Raw genomic sequence first — 15,996 nt, forward strand, 5'->3', positions numbered from 1 at the left:
TCTTTGGAATGGATGGTTTCCGGAAATGAGCGAGAAAAACACACTTCTGTTTGGTGCGGTCTTCCTTGCGGCAACCGGTGCCGTTGCGCTCGATCACTATAGCCACACCGCAAATATCCCCGCCGTTGCCAATCCGGCCCCGGCGAAACTTCCGGCGGCTGGCAGCAATCCGTGCGCAGCAAATCCGTGTGGCGCCAATCCTTGTGGCGCCAATCCGTGCGGTGCGAACCCGTGTGGCGCCGGTTACAATCCCTGTGCCGCAAATCCATGCGCCGCCAACCCCTGTGGGGCTGGCTACAATCCTTGTGCGGCGAATCCCTGCGCGGCAAATCCGTGTGGGGCGGGATATAACCCGTGCACTGCGAACCCGTGTGCGGCAAGCCCTTGTTCTGCTAACCCATGTGCGGCTTATAACCCGTGCGGGGCGGCGGGGGCTGGCAGTCCGTGTGGCGGATTTAACCCGTGCGGTGTCCGTTCGGTTAATCCATGCGCAGCGGCACCATGCAGCGCCAATCCGTGCGCTGCCTATAATCCGTGCGCAGCTGCAAGCCCCTGTGCGGCGGGCAATCCTTGTGCCGCCAATAACCCATGCGCGGCAGCGCCATGTGGGGCGTCACCGTGTGCCCCTGCCGCAAGCAACCCCTGTGCAGCAGCAAATCCGTGCGCCGCATCCAATCCTTGTTCTGCCTACTAAGCGTTTTCTGTTTCGCAACCCCTTGAAAAGATATAGATTTCAAGGAGGTTGCTACGGAGAATTCTTTTGGCGGGCAAAAACTGGACAGATGATCAGCGATATGCGGCCCTAAGCTTGTATTTCGAGCTTGAATTCGGGCAGTTTGATCAGCGAAACAAAAAAGTTATTGCTCTGTCTCAGGTGATTGGAAGATCTCCTAGTGCGGTGGCCTTCAAGTTAGGGAACTATGCAAACTTAGACCCCACACTTGATCGTAAGGGGTTCTCCAACGTCAGCAAAGCAGATCGAGAGCTGATTGAGCGCTTTCACCGTTCTCCCGAGAGAGTGGTTGCGGAAATGGCGCGTGCTATTGAGCGATGCAAGCTTGCTGCAAGTATAGATATCAACAGAGTTGGTGCCTCAGATCACAATATAGGTATGGAAGAGGCGGCCGCGGCGTTCGACGTGTCCGGCCGTAAAACTACAGCCACTGCTGAGGTAACTGTACGACGAGGGCAGAGCTTTTTCAGAGACGCAGTGCTCACTGGATATAAAAATCGATGCTGTGTATGTGGGTTGTCTTTGACGAAAATGTTGGAGGCTGCGCACATCATAGATCACAGTGCTAGTGATCAGGAAATTCATCGACTCAGACCAGATAATGGCCTTTCACTCTGCAGGAATCATCACCGAGCCTTTGATTGCGGCTGCTGGACGCTGGATGAAAACTACCGCGTTGAGATTGATCACCGCATGCATTCATTGGTGAAGCATGATCAGAGGGTCGAAGAAGTTCTCACTTGTTTTGATGGCAAGGATATCTTTCAGCCGTTTAGATATTTGCCTTCAAAAGAATATATCGCTTGGCACAGGGAAAACCGTTTTGCACAGGTCGAGCCAGTTCTAGGCCAGTAGAGTGGGCGTTTTGTGCAATGGGTTTTGGGGATTTTGCAGTGCAAAACTGCCGTGCCGTTGTGCGTAAAACGCGGGGCTGTAACAAATATCCCGTTTGACAAGGCGATAAAACTCTGCGCATGGTGGGGTCGATATTTGATCGCTCCAGAAGCGTAGAGGGAAGGAAACTTTCCTACTGTCGAGTGATTGACCTAAGAACGCATTGAAGTGTCCAGCTACGCGGGTGCTTCCTGAACTGCAAGGCGCAGACCTGATTACTTTATATTCCCGGGCGATGTCCCAGCTGTCTGCAGCCTCTAATCCACGAGTTATCCTTATTTGACCCAGTTTTCCGAACTTGGCTTGGCCGAGCCGGTCCTGCGCGCGCTTGCACAAGAGGGCTATGACGCGCCGACCCCGATCCAGGCACAGTCCATTCCTTCGCTGCTTGAAGGCAAAGACCTGCTTGGTATCGCACAGACCGGTACCGGCAAGACGGCAGCCTTTGCTCTGCCGATCCTAGATCGTCTTTCCAAATCTGATGCCCGCACGCCCAAGGGCGCTTGCCGTGTACTTGTTCTTGCGCCGACGCGCGAACTGGCCGCCCAGATTGGCGACAGTTTCCGTGCCTATGGCCGGTTTTTGAGTGTCCGCACGGCTGTTGTCGTTGGCGGTGTTGCCCATGGTCCGCAGATCAAGGCGATTACGCCCGGTGTTGAAGTGCTTGTCGCGACACCCGGTCGTCTGCTTGATCATGTTGATAGTGGCAAGCTGACGCTCAAGCATGTTGAAGTCGTCGTCCTTGATGAGGCCGATCATATGCTTGATCTCGGCTTCCTGCCACCGATCAAACGCATCATCAAGATGTTGCCGCGCGAACGTCAGAACCTGTTCTTCTCTGCTACCATGCCGGCCCAGATCGGTCAGTTGGCAGGCGATATGCTGTCTGACCCGGTGAAGGTTTCGGTCACCCCGGTTGCCACCACGCAGGAACGTGTGGACCAGTCGGTTTATCTGATTGAGCGCACCCGCAAGCGTCAGCTGCTGGCAGAACTTCTTGATAATCCGGCGTTTAAGCGCACGCTGGTCTTTACCCGCACCAAGCGCGGGGCGGATCGTGTGGCGCGCCATCTTGAAGCCAACAAGATCAGTGCAGCTGCCATTCACGGCAACAAAAGCCAGAACCAGCGTGAACGTGCACTTAATGCGTTCAAGGATGGTCAGATCGGTGTGCTGGTTGCGACCGACATTGCAGCCCGCGGTATTGATGTTGATGGCGTGACCCACGTTGTGAACTTTGAGCTGCCGAACGTTCCGGAAAGCTATGTCCACCGTATTGGCCGTACCGCCCGTGGCGGTGCCAGCGGAACCGCGATCGCATTTTGTGATGACGAGGAACGCGGTCTTCTGCGCGATATCGAAAAAACCACCCGTCAGTCGATCCCGGTGATCGACCGTCGTGATGCCGAAGCTGCTGCCGAACAGGAAGCGCAGTCCGAGGCCGCACGTGAAGCCAACAAGGGCCGCCGCAACAATGGTGGTGGTCAGGGTCGTGGCAACGGTGGTCGCGGCAATGCTGGCCGTGGTGCTGCTGGTGGTAATCGTGGCAATGGCCGTGGGCCGCGCCAGGGTGATGGCCAGCGTCAGGATGCGCGTGGCAATGCGCCGCGTCGTGATCGCAATGATGGCAACAAACCCAATCCGCGCCGCGAAGGCGAGGGTGGTCGTGCTGCTGAGGGTGCTTCTGGTGAACTGGCCGCAAGCAACCCGGCGCTTGAGAAATCCAAAAGCCGTTACAAGGGCGGGATGAAAACCAAATCCGCCAATGGTAACGGCAACGCTGCCGAGGGTGGCGCGCGTTCGAATGACGGACGCAAGCGCCTGGCCAAGCGGGTTTCGTCCGATGGTCAACGTCGTGATCGGGCCAAGGGGGACAATTCAATTTCTTCCGGTCTGTCCTTTATGGGCAGCACCGAGGAACGCCGCGCGAATGGTAACGGGGCCAAGGGCGCCCGGAATGCCAGACCGCAAGGTAAAAGCGGCGGTGCAAACCGTAACCGCAATCACCGTGGTTCCCAGTCTGGCGGGCAGCCGGGCGGCGGAGGCCACAAGACTTCCCCGGGCAATCAGAAAAGACGCGATCGCGCCTGATTTGATTGACCGGACACAGATAGGCACACCCACGCGGGGTGTGTCACAACGCCAATCAATACTCGATAGGAGATTTTAAGATGGCATCAGGTACCGTTAAATGGTTCAACGCAACTAAAGGTTTTGGTTTCATTCAGCCGGACGAAGGCGGAAATGACGTATTCCTGCACATCAGCGCTGTTGAGCGCGCTGGCATGGGCCACCCGCAGGAAGGCGACAAAATCAACTACGAACTGCGCACCGACTCCCGTTCGGGTCGCGTTTCGGCTGACGATCTGTCCGCTGGCTAATTCGGCTTGTCCTTCCTTGTGAAGGGCACCGCATTAACGAAGCCCCCATCCGGGAAACCGGGTGGGGGTTTTGTTTTGCGCATGAGCGCAGCACTACGGGCGTAAAAAGGTAATCTTGGCCCTGGTGGCGGCACTCAGGACATGCAGGTGCATCGCATCACGTGCACCGGACGGGTTGCGATTGCTCACATGACGCAACACAAGTTCATGTTCGCTCAGTGGTGCAGATATGGCCGTGGCATTGGCAAAGGGAAGCATCTGGTTTTCGTGGATGGTCTGTGCTGCGGGGTGCATGGCATCGGCAAACATCGGGTTGCCTGATGCGTCGAGCAGAATTTCATGAAAATCGGTATCGGCACTGGCCGCGGCAATCAGATCATCCGCCTCAAGGGCTGTGCGCATGTGATCAATGCTGTCTTGTAGTGCGCTTAAATGATCACGGGTGCGCATATGGGCGGCAAGCCCCGCGACATAAGGTTCAATCGCCAACCTGAACTGATAGACCTGTGCTGCCTGTCGATTGCGGTCCTGACCCAGCGGGGTGTGGGTCAGGCGATCTGCAATGTATACACCTTTTCCTGCCTGAACATGAACGATTCCCAGCGTTTCAAGTGTGGCCAGTGCTTCACGCAAGCTGGTGCGACTGACGCCCAGCGTTGCAGCAAGGCTGCGCTGGGCAGGCAGCGGATCCCCGGCCTTTAATCCCTTGTTTCCAATCAGGGTTTGAATGTCCCGCGCGGCGCGTTCGGGGGTGGTTTCGCTTCGTGTCATGGTTTTTCCGACTTGTGGTCAGACCAGTTAAGAGTATTGGAGTGTAGCGACAATGGCCTGTTTTCTTGGCTTTGTGGTGTTCGATTTAAAGAGATTAGGCTGATAACAAAAATACTCATAGACAAAAGATCAAAAAATATGCAGCCTTAAAATCAGTCTAAAAAATATGCATAAACCACACATAAAACAGGTAGAGGCTTATGAAACACTTTTTCAAAACGGCGATTGCCGCTGTTGCAATGCTTGCAGCCCCGCTTGGCGCTGCCAGTGCCGGTGCCCTGGACAGCATTTCCGAGGCAGGCGTGCTGAAAGTTGCGGTTCCGCAGGATTTCCCGCCATTCGGCTCAGTCGGGACCGACATGCAGCCCAAGGGCTATGACATTGATATGGCGGCATTGATTGCCGAGGACCTTGGTGTGGAGCTTGAGCTCGTCCCGGTGACCTCGGCCAACCGTATTCCGTATCTGACCACGGGCAAGGTTGATCTGGTGATTTCAAGCCTCGGCAAGAACCCGGATCGTGAAAAGGTCATTGATTTCAGCGACCCTTATGCACCGTTCTATAACGGCGTGTTCGGCCCAGCTGACTATTCGGTGGAAAAGGCTGCTGATCTTGCGGGCATGTCGGTTGGTGTGACCCGTGGCGCGATTGAGGATCTGGAACTGACCAAGATCGCCCCGTCTGATGTTGATATCAAACGCTACGAGGATAACAACGGCACGATTTCGGCATTCCTGGCTGGTCAGGTTGATCTGATTGCGACTGGTAACGTTACTGCCGCCGCAATCATTGAACGCAATCCGCCGCGCAAGCCGGAACCGAAATTCCTGATCAAGAACTCGCCATGCTATGTCGGGCTTAACAAGGAAGAGCCGGAATTCATGGCCAAGGTCAACGAGATCATTGCGGCTTCCATGGCAGATGGTCGCCTGAACGCGATTGCCGAAAAGTGGCTTGGCATTCCGCTTCCGGAAAAACTCTAAGCGTCTTTGCTGACCTGACGGGATCGTTGCAGATCAATGGCATATGAATTTGACTTCGGCGCAATCGTGCCGCACTGGAAGCTGCTGTTTGACGGGGTAATTCTGACGACGGAATTGACCGTGATCGGTGCGGTGGTTGGTGTAGGGTTCGGGATCATGGGGGCGTGGGCGCGTGCGTCACGCGCCCCGGTGATCAGCCAGATTGTCGGTATCTATGTCGAATTGATCCGCAACACCCCGTTTCTGGTTCAGCTGTTTTTCATTTTCTTCGGGCTTCCCGCCCTTGGGGTGAAGCTGACCGAATTTCAGGCGGCCGTCCTTGCCATGATAGTCAATCTTGGCGTCTATTCGACCGAGATCATTCGAGCGGGTATTCAGGCGGTTCCGCAGGGGCAAATCGAAGCGGCGCAAAGTCTTGCCATGAACAGGCTGCAGATTTTCCGCTATGTCGTGATCCTGCCCGCACTGAAGAAGATCTGGCCTGCACTTTCAAGTCAGATCGTTATCGTGATGCTCGGCTCTTCGGTTTGTTCGCAAATTGCGGCCGAGGAGCTGACCTTTGGTGCCAACTATATCCAGGCCATCAATTTCCGTGCTTTCGAAGTCTATTTCATCGTGACCGGAATTTATCTGGTGATGTCGATCCTGCTTCGCATGAGCTTGAAGGTTTTGGGGAATTACCTGTTCGAACGGCGGCGTCATGTCTGAATTTACCCTGTGGGATATTGTTTATAACCTTTTGCTGGCCGGGCGCTGGACGGTGTTGCTGTCGCTGACTGCGTTTGCGCTGGGTGGGCTGGTCGGGCTAATCCTTTTGATGATCCGGACGGCCGGCAATCCGTGGCTGGTTCGGCTGGTGCGCGGTTATGTCGAGCTGTTTCAGGGCACCCCGCTTTTGATGCAGCTTTTCATTGTGTTCTTCGGGTTGCCGCTGATCGGGTTGGATGTGTCGCCCTGGGTGGCGGCGACCTTGGGGTTAACGCTGTTTACCAGCGCGTTTCTGACCGAAATTTGGCGGGGATGCGTCGAATCGATCGGGCGAGGCCAGTGGGAAGCCTCCGCAAGCCTCGGCATGAACTTCACCCAGCAAATGCGCTATATCGTCCTGCCGCAGGCCATGCGCATTGCCATTCCGCCGACCGTCGGGTTCTCGGTGCAGGTGGTCAAGGGAACTGCTGTTGCCTCGATCATCGGGTTTGTCGAACTGACAAAGGCCGGAACCATGATCACCAACGCGACCTATGCGCCCTTTACGGTCTATGGCTGTGTTGCGTTGATGTATTTCCTGATTTGCTATCCGCTGTCGCTTTTTGCCCGCCATCTTGAAGGAAAGTTCCGTCATGTCGCTCGTTGAACTGCATGCTATCCACAAAAGCTTTGGCGAGCTGGAAGTCCTCAAAGGCATCGATCTTGCCATTGATGAGGGGCAGGTGATTGCCCTGATCGGGAAAAGCGGGTCGGGCAAAAGTACCCTTTTGCGAACCATCAACGGTCTTGAGCAGATCGATAGCGGCGTCATCATGGTTGGCGGCAACAAGATCAGCGAACGCGATACCGATCTTCTTGCCCTGCGCCTTCAGGTCGGAATGGTGTTTCAGCAGTTCAATCTGTTTCCCCATTACACCGCGCTTGAGAACGTCATGCTGTCCCCACAAGTCGTCAAAAAGCAATCCAAGGTCGAGGCCAAGGAGATTGCCGAGGAAATGCTCGCCAAGGTCGGGTTGGCTGACAAGATGATGCATTATCCCGATCAATTGTCTGGTGGGCAGCAGCAGCGTGTTGCCATTGCGCGCGCCCTTGCCATGAAGCCAAAGGTTTTGCTGTGTGACGAGGTGACCTCGGCCCTTGATCCGGAGCTGGTCAATGAAGTGCTGGCGGTCGTTAGAAAGCTTGCCGAGGAGGGCATGACCCTTGTCATGGTGACCCATGAAATGCGCTTTGCCCGCGAGGTCTGTGACAAGCTTGTCTTCATGCATCAGGGCCGCATCCACGAAACCGGCGACCCGGAAGAAGTCTTTTCCAATCCCAAGACATCAGAGCTCGCAAGCTTTGTTGGTGGCCTTGCGTAATTCCGACAATGTCGAATTCGTGACATCTTCATCCTGATGTCTGGAACCATTTACTGTTTTCGGACTTGCTTGTAGAACCGTTTCATCAACCCCTTGGGAAAGAAACGGTTTATGAGCCACTCCGCCCATCATGAAAAGTCTGACACTTCAGTTGGTTCCGCCAAGGGTGTGATCGCGCTTTTGGATCGTTATCCGTTTTTGGTGCTGGGGCTGCTTCTGATGGGGGCGTTTACCTCAAGCGGGGCGGTGCCGTTGGCCGGGCTTTACGTCGTCGAGGGCCTGGGGGAGCCGCCATGGAAGCTCAGCATGGTGATGATCGTTCAGGTCAGTATCACGTTGCTTGCCAACCGGACGTTCGGGCGGGCGATTGATCGCGGGGTTCCGGTCAAAATTTTGCTGGTGACCAGCATCCTGTGTTTCACCGCCGGAATGATCATCCTTGCGACGTTTCAGGTTTACTGGGTTTATCTGGTGATCGTCTCGGTCCTGCTTGGCGTCGGGGCCGGTGCGCTTTCGGTGATGTATAGTTTCGGGCGGTTGTTTGCCGAACAGTCCGGGCGTGATGTCGTCAAGTTCAACGGCTTTTTGCGCATGCAGACATCGCTTGGCTGGATGGTCGGGCCGGCGGCGTCGCTTTCATTTTATGCGGCGTTCGGGTTTTCGGCGACCTATTACACCATTGCCGGGCTGGCTGTGATCTGGTTTGGCTTCTGCTTGCTGACTGTGCCAAATGCCTTCAAAACCCATCATCCCGATAGTCTTGCCCATGGTGGCAAGGTGCCGCTCAATGTTGGGCTTTTGTTGGCCTGTGTGCCGGTGTTTTTCATCGGTGCTGCCAATGTGGTGTTTGTGTCGGCCATGCCACTTTATTTCTCGACCGAGCTTGGCTTGATGGCGTCTTCGGCGGGTTTTGCGCTGACCGTGAAATGCTTTGTCGAGGTGGTGGTGATCTATTACTGCGCGTGGCTGATCAAACGCACGGGGGAGCGTAAAGGAATGCTGATTGCGGCCCTTTTGGGCGCTGTGTTCTTTGGCCTGATTTATCAGGCGAGCACGCTTTTTGATGTGCTGGCGCTCGCTGCCCTTGATGGCATCTATTACGGCATCTTTGCCGGGATCAGCATGACATTCGTTCAGAACTTCGCCACCGACCAGCCCGGTGTCGCGACCAGCTATTATGTCAGCACGCTGTTTGTTGGTGGGCTGATCGGAAACCTTTTGACCGGGGTGGTTGCCAGTGCCTTTGATTTCCAGACGACGGTTTTGATGGCGTGTGGCTTTGCCTTTGTGGGGGCGGTGGTTCTGGCGATGATGCGCGATGCAAAAACAGCTGCCACGGCATAGCCGGGATCATGATTGCTTGACTTTGATCGCGTCCCATTGATGATCGCGCCATGAACGAAAATACTCAAAACTCCCGCCCGCGTTTGCTGGTTGATGCCGATGCCTGTCCGGTCAAGGCAGAGTGCGAACGCGTGGCCGAACGTCACCGGATCGAGATGATCCTGGTGTCCAATGGCGGCATTCGCCCGTCGCGCAATCCGCTGATCAAGATCGTGATTGTGCCGCCGGAGCCAGATGCCGCCGATGACTGGATTGCCGAAAATGCACGGGCACGTGATGTGATCGTCACCAACGACATTCCGCTGGCATCGCGCGGGATCGAGATTGGCGCGAGGGTGCTCAAGGCCAATGGTCAGGAATTTACCGAGGCCAATATTGGCAATGCGCTGGCAGGCCGCGAAATTGCTGCTCATATGCGTGAAGTAACTGGCGAGCAGGGGCGCAATGCGTCCTTTACCCAGAAAGACCGCTCGAAATTTTCAAGTGCGCTTGAGGTCATGGTGCAGGCTGTTCTGCGCGGCTGATCAGGCCAGTTCCATTCCCTAGAAAGACGCAGGCCGCCAGATGAAAATCTGACGGCCCGCACACAGGTCCTGATTTGGTGAGGGAACAGTTCCCACGAAATCAGGCTTCCCCCCTGCGTATGCTATGACAACGGAAAGGCCCGGCGGATGTTCCGCGCGGGCCAATCGCGTGTTGCGGCTTAGAACGGGTAGTGGCGCTTGCCGCTCTGGATGGTGATCCAGCGCATTTCGGTGAATTCATCAATCGATGCCTGGGAACCAAAGCGCCCGTAGCCCGATGATTTGACACCGCCGAACGGCATTTGTGCCTCGTCCTGGACGGTCGGGCTGTTGATGTGGCAGATGCCGCTTTCGATGCGTTTGGCGACTTCCATCGCACGCGGAATGTTGGTCGAGAACACGGCAGATGACAGGCCATATTCGCTGTCATTGGCGATGCGGACAGCCTCGTCCTCGTCGCCTGCGCGGATGACAACACAGATCGGACCAAAGCTTTCCTCGGAATAGATCTTCATGGCCGGGGTGACGTGATCAAGCAAAATGGCATCCATCAGAACACCGTCCTTGGCCTTGCCCGAACCGGCAACCAGTTTTGCACCCTTGGAAACGGCATCTTCGACCAGTTCTTCGATGCGATTAACCGCCTCGATGCTGACAACACCACCGAGGATATGATCGGCCTTGGCCGGATCGCCTGCGGTCAGGGTTTTGGCCTTGGCGGCCAGTTTGGCAACAAAGTCATCGGCGACGGCGTTATCGACGATCAGACGTTCGGTCGACATGCAAATCTGGCCCTGGTTCATGTAGGCACCAAAGGCAGCACCATTGACCGCTTCATCCAGGTCGGCATCATCCAGAACAAGGAACGGTGCCTTGCCGCCCAGTTCAAGCAGTACCGGCTTGAGGTGCTCAGCACCCAGTTTGGCAATGATGCGTCCGACACGGGTCGAACCGGTAAAGTTGATGCGACGCACGGCCGGGTGGGCGATCAGGGTTTCGACGATTTCCGGGGCATCTTCCGGCGCGTTGGTGACAACGTTAACCACACCTTCCGGTGCGCCGGCCTCGACCAGACAATCACCGATCAGACGGTGCAGGGCCGGGCAAAGTTCGGATGCCTTGAGGACCACGGTATTGCCGCACGCAAGGGGCATTGCAATCGCGCGTGTGCCGAGGATCACCGGTGCGTTCCACGGCGCAATGCCCAGAACAACACCGACCGGCTGACGAATGCCCATGGCCATCAGGCCCGGGGTGTCAGACGGGATCAGGTCACCCTGAATTTGCGTCGTCATGCCACCGGCTTCACGCAGCATGTTGGCGGCAAGATGGGCGTTAAAACCGCCCCACATGCGCGTACTGCCGGTTTCATCAAGAACCAGCTGACCGAACTGATCACCCTTGGCTTCCATGATGTCGGCGGCCTTAAGCAGCACCTTGCGGCGTGCACCCGGGCCCATCTTTGACCATTCAGGGAAGGCCGCGGCGGCGGCATCGGCGGCCTTGCGCGCATCTGCCGCGTTGGCTGCGGCGGCAACGGTCGCAACTTCGCCGGTGACCGGGTTCTTGCGTTCAAAGGTGCGGTTGTTGGACGCATTGACGTCCTGATTGTCGATCAACAATTTCGTGTCGTTCATGACGTTTCTCCTGACTTTCTTGTGGTTTGCTGTGCGGTGGCGAAAGGCTGCATCACGCAGCCCCAAGGCCAAGGAAGGCCTTTTGCACAGCCGGGTCGGATTGCAGGGCCTTGGCAGTATCTTGCCCGGTAATGGCCCCGTTTTCGATCAGATATCCCCGATCTGATATGGCAAGGGATTGATGGGCGTTCTGTTCGACCAGAAGCACACCAACCCCGGTTTTACGAATGGCCGCAAGGGCCTTGAACAATTCCCCGGTCATGATCGGCGACAAGCCAAGGGATGGCTCATCGAGCAGAAGAATATCCGGATTGGACATCAGCGCGCGACCAATGGCCACCATCTGCTGTTCGCCGCCACTCATGGTGCGAGCTGCCTGATCAAGCCGTTCGGCCAGTTTGGGGAACAGATCAATCACGCGTTCGAGGTTTTGTTTTTCAGCTTCGCGCGCGCGTTTGGCAAAGGCACCAAGGGCAAGGTTTTCACGTACCGTCAGTTCCCCGAAAATACCGCGCCCTTCCGGGACAAGGGCAAGCCCGGCTTCGACAATCTTGTGCGCAGAAAGCGCGGTCAGCTCGCTGCCAGAAAGATTGATACGTGTATCATTATGCGCGGTTACAAGACCGGCGCAGGCCTTAAGCAGGCTGCTTTTACCCGCCCCATTGGCACCAAGCATGACAACGATCTCGCCACGGTCGACGGTAAGGTCGACGTCGCGAAGGGCAGCGTGCTTGCCATAGGAGACGGACAGTTTTTTGATATCAAGCATGGCTGTCTCCCAGGTATGCGCGCACGACTTCCGGATCGGAAAGGACTTCGTCTGGTGTGCCGTCGGCAATCTTGGCGCCGGCATTCATCACGACACAACGATCACACAGGCTTCGGATCGCATCCATGACATGTTCGACCATGATGATGGTAAGGCCTTCGTTCTTGAGCTTGCGCACAAGGGCAATGCCATCCTGAAGTTCGGACGGGTTCAACCCGGCCAGCCATTCATCAAGCAAAAGAAGCTTCGGTTGAAGCGCAAGGGCACGTCCCAGCTCAAGGCGTTTCTGATCGATATAGGTCAGATCACCCGCCGGGGTGTGGGCCTGTTTGGCAAGCCCGATACGATCAAGCAATTCAAGGGCGGCAGCGTGCGCCGCATCGCCCCAAAGTGGCTTGGTGCGATAGGCAAGGCCGGCTTCGATATTTTCCACACAATCCAGATCAGGCAGGACACGCACGAGCTGGAAGGTGCGGGCAATGCCGGAATGGCTGATCTTGTGTGCAGGTAGATTGGTGATGTTCTTGCCGCTGATGACAACCTTGCCGTCATTGGCTTGAAGGGCGCCGGAAATCAGGTTCATCACCGTGGTCTTGCCCGATCCGTTGGGGCCAAGCAGACCCAGGATTTCACCCTGATGGACATCGAACTGCATCTGATTGACGGCAATCAAGCCGCCAAAGGCCTTATGCAGGCCGGAAATCGACAGAAGGATTTCGGTATTCATGCGGTGCTTCCCCCGGTTTTGGCGTTTTGATCGGTTGCAAGTACGCGCTTTTTCGGTGCGCGATACTTTTCATACAAACCGACAACCCCGCCGGGCAGAAGATAGACAATTACCATGAATACGCAGCCAAGCTGGATACTGAAATGGTTCGGGAAGCTTGCGGTCAGGACTTCAAACAGAAGGGTCAGCGGAATAACCCCCAGAAGCGGGCCCAGCAAGCGACGCGGACCACCCAGAAGTGCCATGATGACAACCTGGAACGACAGCATCGGGTTAAAGGCAATCACCGGATCAATATAGGTCCAGCGCGGTGCCATGATGGCGCCGGTCAGTGTCATGAACAAGGCAGACAGAACAAACAGCGCAACTTTCACACGCGTGACATCGATGCCGCAATGCTTGGCGACGGTTTCGTCCTCGCCAATGATGCGAAGTGCAAAGCCAAGGCGCGAACGGCCCAGAATGAACCCGGTCAGCAGAAGCACCGCAAACAGGGCAAGCAGCTGCCAATAAATGTCGTTCTGGGTGATATCAAGAAAGACATAGCGGCCCATTTCGCGGGTGACATTGACCTCGTACCAACTGACGACTTGGCGGACCAGTTCGGTCAGGCCAAAGGTAAAGATCACGAAATACACACCCGCCAGACGCAGGGTGGAAAAGCCAACCAGAAGGGCAATCACGGTACCTGCAAGCCCGGCACACACCAGCACCAGCGGGAAGGTCAGGACTTCGCCCAGAACCGCGACCGTATAGGCACCAATGCCAAAGAACACGACGGTCGCAAGCGAGATATAACGCGTCGGGCCGGAGAACATCGACCATGCGGTAGCGAGAACAGCAAAGCTGACAATGCTGATGGCAAGCGACATGTAATAGCTGTCAACGAGGCTGGGCAGGAAGGCGAGGGCCGCAAAGATCACCGCGCCGATGCCGACAGGCCTGATGAAATCGGGTTTCAGGATGCTCATGATGCGGCCCTCCCGAACAGGCCGGATGGCTTGATCAGCAGCACAAGCAGGAAGATCACATAGGTCACGGCAATGGTCAGGCCCGGATCGATATAGGTCGCGACCAGACTTTCTGCGACACCAAGGATGAGGCCTGCAATCAGCGCGCCCAGCATGTTACCAACCCCGCCCATGATCACAACGATGAGTGCCTTCATGGTAAAAACAACCCCCATCGAGGTGGAGAAGGTCAGAAACATGCTGACCAGAACGCCACCGACGGCGGCCATCGCGCCCCCAAGGGCAAAGGCAAAACAGGATGCGAAATTGACATCAATCGCCACGAGGCGCGCCGAGGTCGGATCAACCGCAACGGCACGAAGGGCCGTACCCATGCGGGTGCGCGTCAGGATCAGATAGAAGCCAAGCCCGATGACGACTGCAAAGCCAAGGGCAACAAGCCGGTTGGCGGCGATCGTCGCGCCAAAGATATCAACGGCGTTATTGAGAAAATCATAGCTGTAATAATTGCCGCCAAACCAGACCAGCAGCACACCCTGAACGATAAACAGCAGGCCAAAGGTGGCGAGGATGCTGTCGACTTCAAGCATGCCGCGGTTCTTCGCGCGTGCGACCAGCGGGGTCAGCAGGACGCGATAAATCACCCAGTTCAGCGCAAAGCTTGCCGGTATGATGATCAACAAACCAATAAGCGGGTTGATCCCGAGGGCGGTCATGAAAACAAAGGCAATAAAGGACGCGACAATCACCAACTCGCCATAGGCAAGGTTCATGATGCGCGAAACACCGTATTGCAGGGTCAGGCCCATGGCGACGAGAGCATACATCCCGCCAAGGGTAATCCCGGAAAGGACTGCGTAGCTAAACATTCACTTCATCCAAAAGGGGCGTCGGGGCTCCCGGGAGCTTGGGTGGGTGAGGAACCCCGACGTCCTTATGCGGCGCGCTTACTGCGCAGCCTTCCATTCAGGTTTCGGGAAGACGAGCTCGGCTGCACCTTCCATATCGGTCGGGGCAAGGCCGACAAACTTGCCATCCTGCCACTGACCAACTTGCCAGAAGGTCTGATCGCCCGGCTTGTAGGTGCCAAGGATGGTGTCAAAGCCGCCTTTGGCCAGTTCGGCATTGATCGCTTCGCGGTCGGTGGTGCCGGCACGCTCGATCGCCTGCTGCAGGGACTGAAGCGTCGCCCAGTTGACGATGGATGCCCAACGATCCGGCTCACGCTCTGCGAATTCCACGTGGCGTTTGATGTAATCGGCGATTTTCGGGTCATCCTCGCTGGCACCCCCAAGGCTGACGACGCCTTCGGCATTGTCACCAAAACGGTTTTTATAAAGCGGGAAGGCTGTGCCAACACCGGCATAGAAGACCTTGGGGTTGAAGCCCAGAACACGCGACTGTTCGGTCAGGCCAAGGGTGCCCGGCGGATAGGAGAAGGCAACAAAGGTATCAGCACCAAGGGCCTTGATGTCATTGACGATGGTCGCCAGATCCTGAGAGCCCAGCGGATAGGTCTTATCGTAAACAAGGTCAAAGTCACGATCTTCAAGGGCTTCGCGGCCTGCCTTGGAAAGTTCGATGCCAAAGCCGTCGGCGACCGCGATCATCGCAACCTTGTCATTGATCTTGCCTTCGGCTTTCAGTCCCTCAAGGAACTTGGCCAGCTCAACGGCATATTGTTCGCCAGTACCCAGCAGCCAATAGGAATTCGTCCAGCGCTTGGCGAGTTGTGGTGCCTTGTCGGTCACAGCCGTGCCAGCGAGATGTGCATAGCCCGCACGATCAAGGATCGGTGCCACGGCAAGATTAAGGCCCGTACCCCAAGGAGACAGGATGAAATCAACCTTGTCCTGATTGATCAGGCGTTCAATCGCGCGCACCGCTTCTTCGGAGCTTGAGCGATCATCATATTCAACGACTTCGATGGGAAGCTTCTTGTCACCGACCTGAAGGCCGCCAGCGTCATTGATTTCCTTTACCCACATTTCATAGTTGGGAATGGTGCTGGTTGCCGCACCCGGGGCGGCCGGGCCGGTTTTCGAGATGGCATAACCAATACGGTAAGTTTCCTGGGCGTTGGCCCCAAACAGCGTCGCGGTGCTCATGACGGCGGTGGTTGCCGCAGCAATGGTCGCGAGGCGCAGTTTTGCTGAGATGTGCATACTATTCCTCCTGATCTCTTTGCAGAGA

At 56.2% G+C, this 15,996-nt stretch carries 16 protein-coding genes; 9 read left to right on the forward strand and 7 right to left on the reverse strand.

From position 1 onward, the window contains the following. Positions 1-760: 760 nt before the first annotated feature. From CMO10_RS19435 to CMO10_RS19445, 3 genes are all read left to right on the forward strand, one after another. Complete coding sequence (locus CMO10_RS19435; protein ID WP_297025074.1) at positions 761-1,588, forward strand: HNH endonuclease; 828 nt, start codon at positions 761-763, stop codon at positions 1,586-1,588. Between the two features lie 318 nt (positions 1,589-1,906). Then, positions 1,907-3,718: a DEAD/DEAH box helicase gene (locus tag CMO10_RS19440; protein ID WP_297025076.1), complete on the forward strand. Its 1,812-nt coding sequence runs from the start codon at positions 1,907-1,909 to the stop codon at positions 3,716-3,718. Positions 3,719-3,798: 80 nt separating this feature from the next. Next, positions 3,799-4,008, forward strand: a complete 210-nt coding sequence (locus CMO10_RS19445) for a cold-shock protein (RefSeq protein ID WP_044828301.1) — start codon at positions 3,799-3,801, stop codon at positions 4,006-4,008. 93 nt (positions 4,009-4,101) lie between these two features. Here CMO10_RS19445 and CMO10_RS19450 read toward each other — a convergent pair whose 3' ends face one another. Further along, entirely contained in the window at positions 4,102-4,779 is a 678-nt protein-coding gene (locus tag CMO10_RS19450) for a FadR/GntR family transcriptional regulator (protein ID WP_297025078.1), read from the reverse strand. A 200-nt stretch (positions 4,780-4,979) separates the two neighbouring features. On the opposite strand from CMO10_RS19450, the gene CMO10_RS19455 reads away from it, so the two are divergent. The 6 genes from CMO10_RS19455 to CMO10_RS19480 all read left to right on the forward strand — a co-directional run bounded on the left by CMO10_RS19455 (position 4,980) and on the right by CMO10_RS19480 (position 9,699). After that, positions 4,980-5,762, forward strand: coding sequence for a transporter substrate-binding domain-containing protein (locus CMO10_RS19455; RefSeq protein WP_297025080.1), 783 nt, complete (start codon positions 4,980-4,982; stop codon positions 5,760-5,762). Between the two features lie 36 nt (positions 5,763-5,798). Next, complete coding sequence (locus CMO10_RS19460; protein WP_297025082.1) at positions 5,799-6,470, forward strand: amino acid ABC transporter permease; 672 nt, start codon at positions 5,799-5,801, stop codon at positions 6,468-6,470. Further along, positions 6,463-7,116: an amino acid ABC transporter permease gene (locus tag CMO10_RS19465; RefSeq protein WP_297025084.1), complete on the forward strand. Its 654-nt coding sequence runs from the start codon at positions 6,463-6,465 to the stop codon at positions 7,114-7,116. The genes CMO10_RS19460 and CMO10_RS19465 overlap by 8 nt, the downstream gene beginning before the upstream one ends. Then, on the forward strand, positions 7,103-7,831 hold the full coding sequence (locus tag CMO10_RS19470; protein WP_297025086.1) for an amino acid ABC transporter ATP-binding protein: 729 nt from the start codon (positions 7,103-7,105) through the stop codon (positions 7,829-7,831). The genes CMO10_RS19465 and CMO10_RS19470 overlap by 14 nt, the downstream gene beginning before the upstream one ends. Before the next feature lie 111 nt (positions 7,832-7,942). Further along, positions 7,943-9,175 carry an MFS transporter gene (locus tag CMO10_RS19475; protein ID WP_297025088.1) on the forward strand — a complete coding sequence of 411 codons (1,233 nt, stop codon included), beginning with the start codon at positions 7,943-7,945 and terminating at the stop codon, positions 9,173-9,175. A 50-nt stretch (positions 9,176-9,225) separates the two neighbouring features. Further along, positions 9,226-9,699 carry a YaiI/YqxD family protein gene (locus CMO10_RS19480; RefSeq protein WP_297025089.1) on the forward strand — a complete coding sequence of 158 codons (474 nt, stop codon included), beginning with the start codon at positions 9,226-9,228 and terminating at the stop codon, positions 9,697-9,699. Positions 9,700-9,878: 179 nt separating this feature from the next. Here the strand turns inward: CMO10_RS19480 and CMO10_RS19485 are convergent, their stop codons facing one another. The 6 genes from CMO10_RS19485 to CMO10_RS19510 all read right to left on the reverse strand — a co-directional run bounded on the left by CMO10_RS19485 (position 9,879) and on the right by CMO10_RS19510 (position 15,968). After that, positions 9,879-11,336 (reverse strand): aldehyde dehydrogenase, encoded by a 1,458-nt coding sequence (locus tag CMO10_RS19485; protein WP_044828303.1) that lies wholly within the window; start codon positions 11,334-11,336, stop codon positions 9,879-9,881. Between the two features lie 52 nt (positions 11,337-11,388). After that, the gene (locus CMO10_RS19490) at positions 11,389-12,105 is read right to left on the reverse strand and encodes an ABC transporter ATP-binding protein (protein ID WP_297025091.1); all 717 of its coding nucleotides are present in this window, start codon (positions 12,103-12,105) and stop codon (positions 11,389-11,391) included. Next, on the reverse strand, positions 12,098-12,832 hold the full coding sequence (locus CMO10_RS19495; RefSeq protein ID WP_297025093.1) for an ABC transporter ATP-binding protein: 735 nt from the start codon (positions 12,830-12,832) through the stop codon (positions 12,098-12,100). The genes CMO10_RS19490 and CMO10_RS19495 overlap by 8 nt, the downstream gene beginning before the upstream one ends. Next, a complete protein-coding gene (locus CMO10_RS19500; protein ID WP_297025096.1) occupies positions 12,829-13,803 on the reverse strand; it encodes a branched-chain amino acid ABC transporter permease in 975 nt (324 codons plus the stop codon). Before CMO10_RS19500 ends, CMO10_RS19495 begins: the two co-directional genes overlap by 4 nt. Further along, on the reverse strand, positions 13,800-14,672 hold the full coding sequence (locus CMO10_RS19505) for a branched-chain amino acid ABC transporter permease (protein ID WP_297025097.1): 873 nt from the start codon (positions 14,670-14,672) through the stop codon (positions 13,800-13,802). Before CMO10_RS19505 ends, CMO10_RS19500 begins: the two co-directional genes overlap by 4 nt. 78 nt (positions 14,673-14,750) lie before the next feature. Then, positions 14,751-15,968, reverse strand: a complete 1,218-nt coding sequence (locus tag CMO10_RS19510; RefSeq protein ID WP_297025098.1) for an amino acid ABC transporter substrate-binding protein — start codon at positions 15,966-15,968, stop codon at positions 14,751-14,753. Positions 15,969-15,996: the final 28 nt, after the last annotated feature.

It is taken from the genome of Thalassospira sp., from assembly GCF_002709775.1.
In the GTDB taxonomy this organism is placed as follows: Bacteria; Pseudomonadota; Alphaproteobacteria; order Rhodospirillales; family Thalassospiraceae; genus Thalassospira.

What these genes read in the sequence shown, in the direction of transcription:
- CMO10_RS19445 (WP_044828301.1), top strand. Translation starts at nt 3,799, where the DNA reads ATGGCATCAGGTACCGTTAAATGGTTCAACGCAACTAAAGGTTTTGGT.
- CMO10_RS19450 (WP_297025078.1), bottom strand. Translation starts at nt 4,779, where the DNA reads ATGACACGAAGCGAAACCACCCCCGAACGCGCCGCGCGGGACATTCAA.
- CMO10_RS19455 (WP_297025080.1), top strand. Translation starts at nt 4,980, where the DNA reads ATGAAACACTTTTTCAAAACGGCGATTGCCGCTGTTGCAATGCTTGCA.
- CMO10_RS19460 (WP_297025082.1), top strand. Translation starts at nt 5,799, where the DNA reads ATGGCATATGAATTTGACTTCGGCGCAATCGTGCCGCACTGGAAGCTG.
- CMO10_RS19465 (WP_297025084.1), top strand. Translation starts at nt 6,463, where the DNA reads ATGTCTGAATTTACCCTGTGGGATATTGTTTATAACCTTTTGCTGGCC.
- CMO10_RS19470 (WP_297025086.1), top strand. Translation starts at nt 7,103, where the DNA reads ATGTCGCTCGTTGAACTGCATGCTATCCACAAAAGCTTTGGCGAGCTG.
- CMO10_RS19475 (WP_297025088.1), top strand. Translation starts at nt 7,943, where the DNA reads ATGAGCCACTCCGCCCATCATGAAAAGTCTGACACTTCAGTTGGTTCC.
- CMO10_RS19480 (WP_297025089.1), top strand. Translation starts at nt 9,226, where the DNA reads ATGAACGAAAATACTCAAAACTCCCGCCCGCGTTTGCTGGTTGATGCC.
- CMO10_RS19485 (WP_044828303.1), bottom strand. Translation starts at nt 11,336, where the DNA reads ATGAACGACACGAAATTGTTGATCGACAATCAGGACGTCAATGCGTCC.
- CMO10_RS19490 (WP_297025091.1), bottom strand. Translation starts at nt 12,105, where the DNA reads ATGCTTGATATCAAAAAACTGTCCGTCTCCTATGGCAAGCACGCTGCC.
- CMO10_RS19495 (WP_297025093.1), bottom strand. Translation starts at nt 12,832, where the DNA reads ATGAATACCGAAATCCTTCTGTCGATTTCCGGCCTGCATAAGGCCTTT.
- CMO10_RS19500 (WP_297025096.1), bottom strand. Translation starts at nt 13,803, where the DNA reads ATGAGCATCCTGAAACCCGATTTCATCAGGCCTGTCGGCATCGGCGCG.
- CMO10_RS19505 (WP_297025097.1), bottom strand. Translation starts at nt 14,672, where the DNA reads ATGTTTAGCTACGCAGTCCTTTCCGGGATTACCCTTGGCGGGATGTAT.
- CMO10_RS19510 (WP_297025098.1), bottom strand. Translation starts at nt 15,968, where the DNA reads ATGCACATCTCAGCAAAACTGCGCCTCGCGACCATTGCTGCGGCAACC.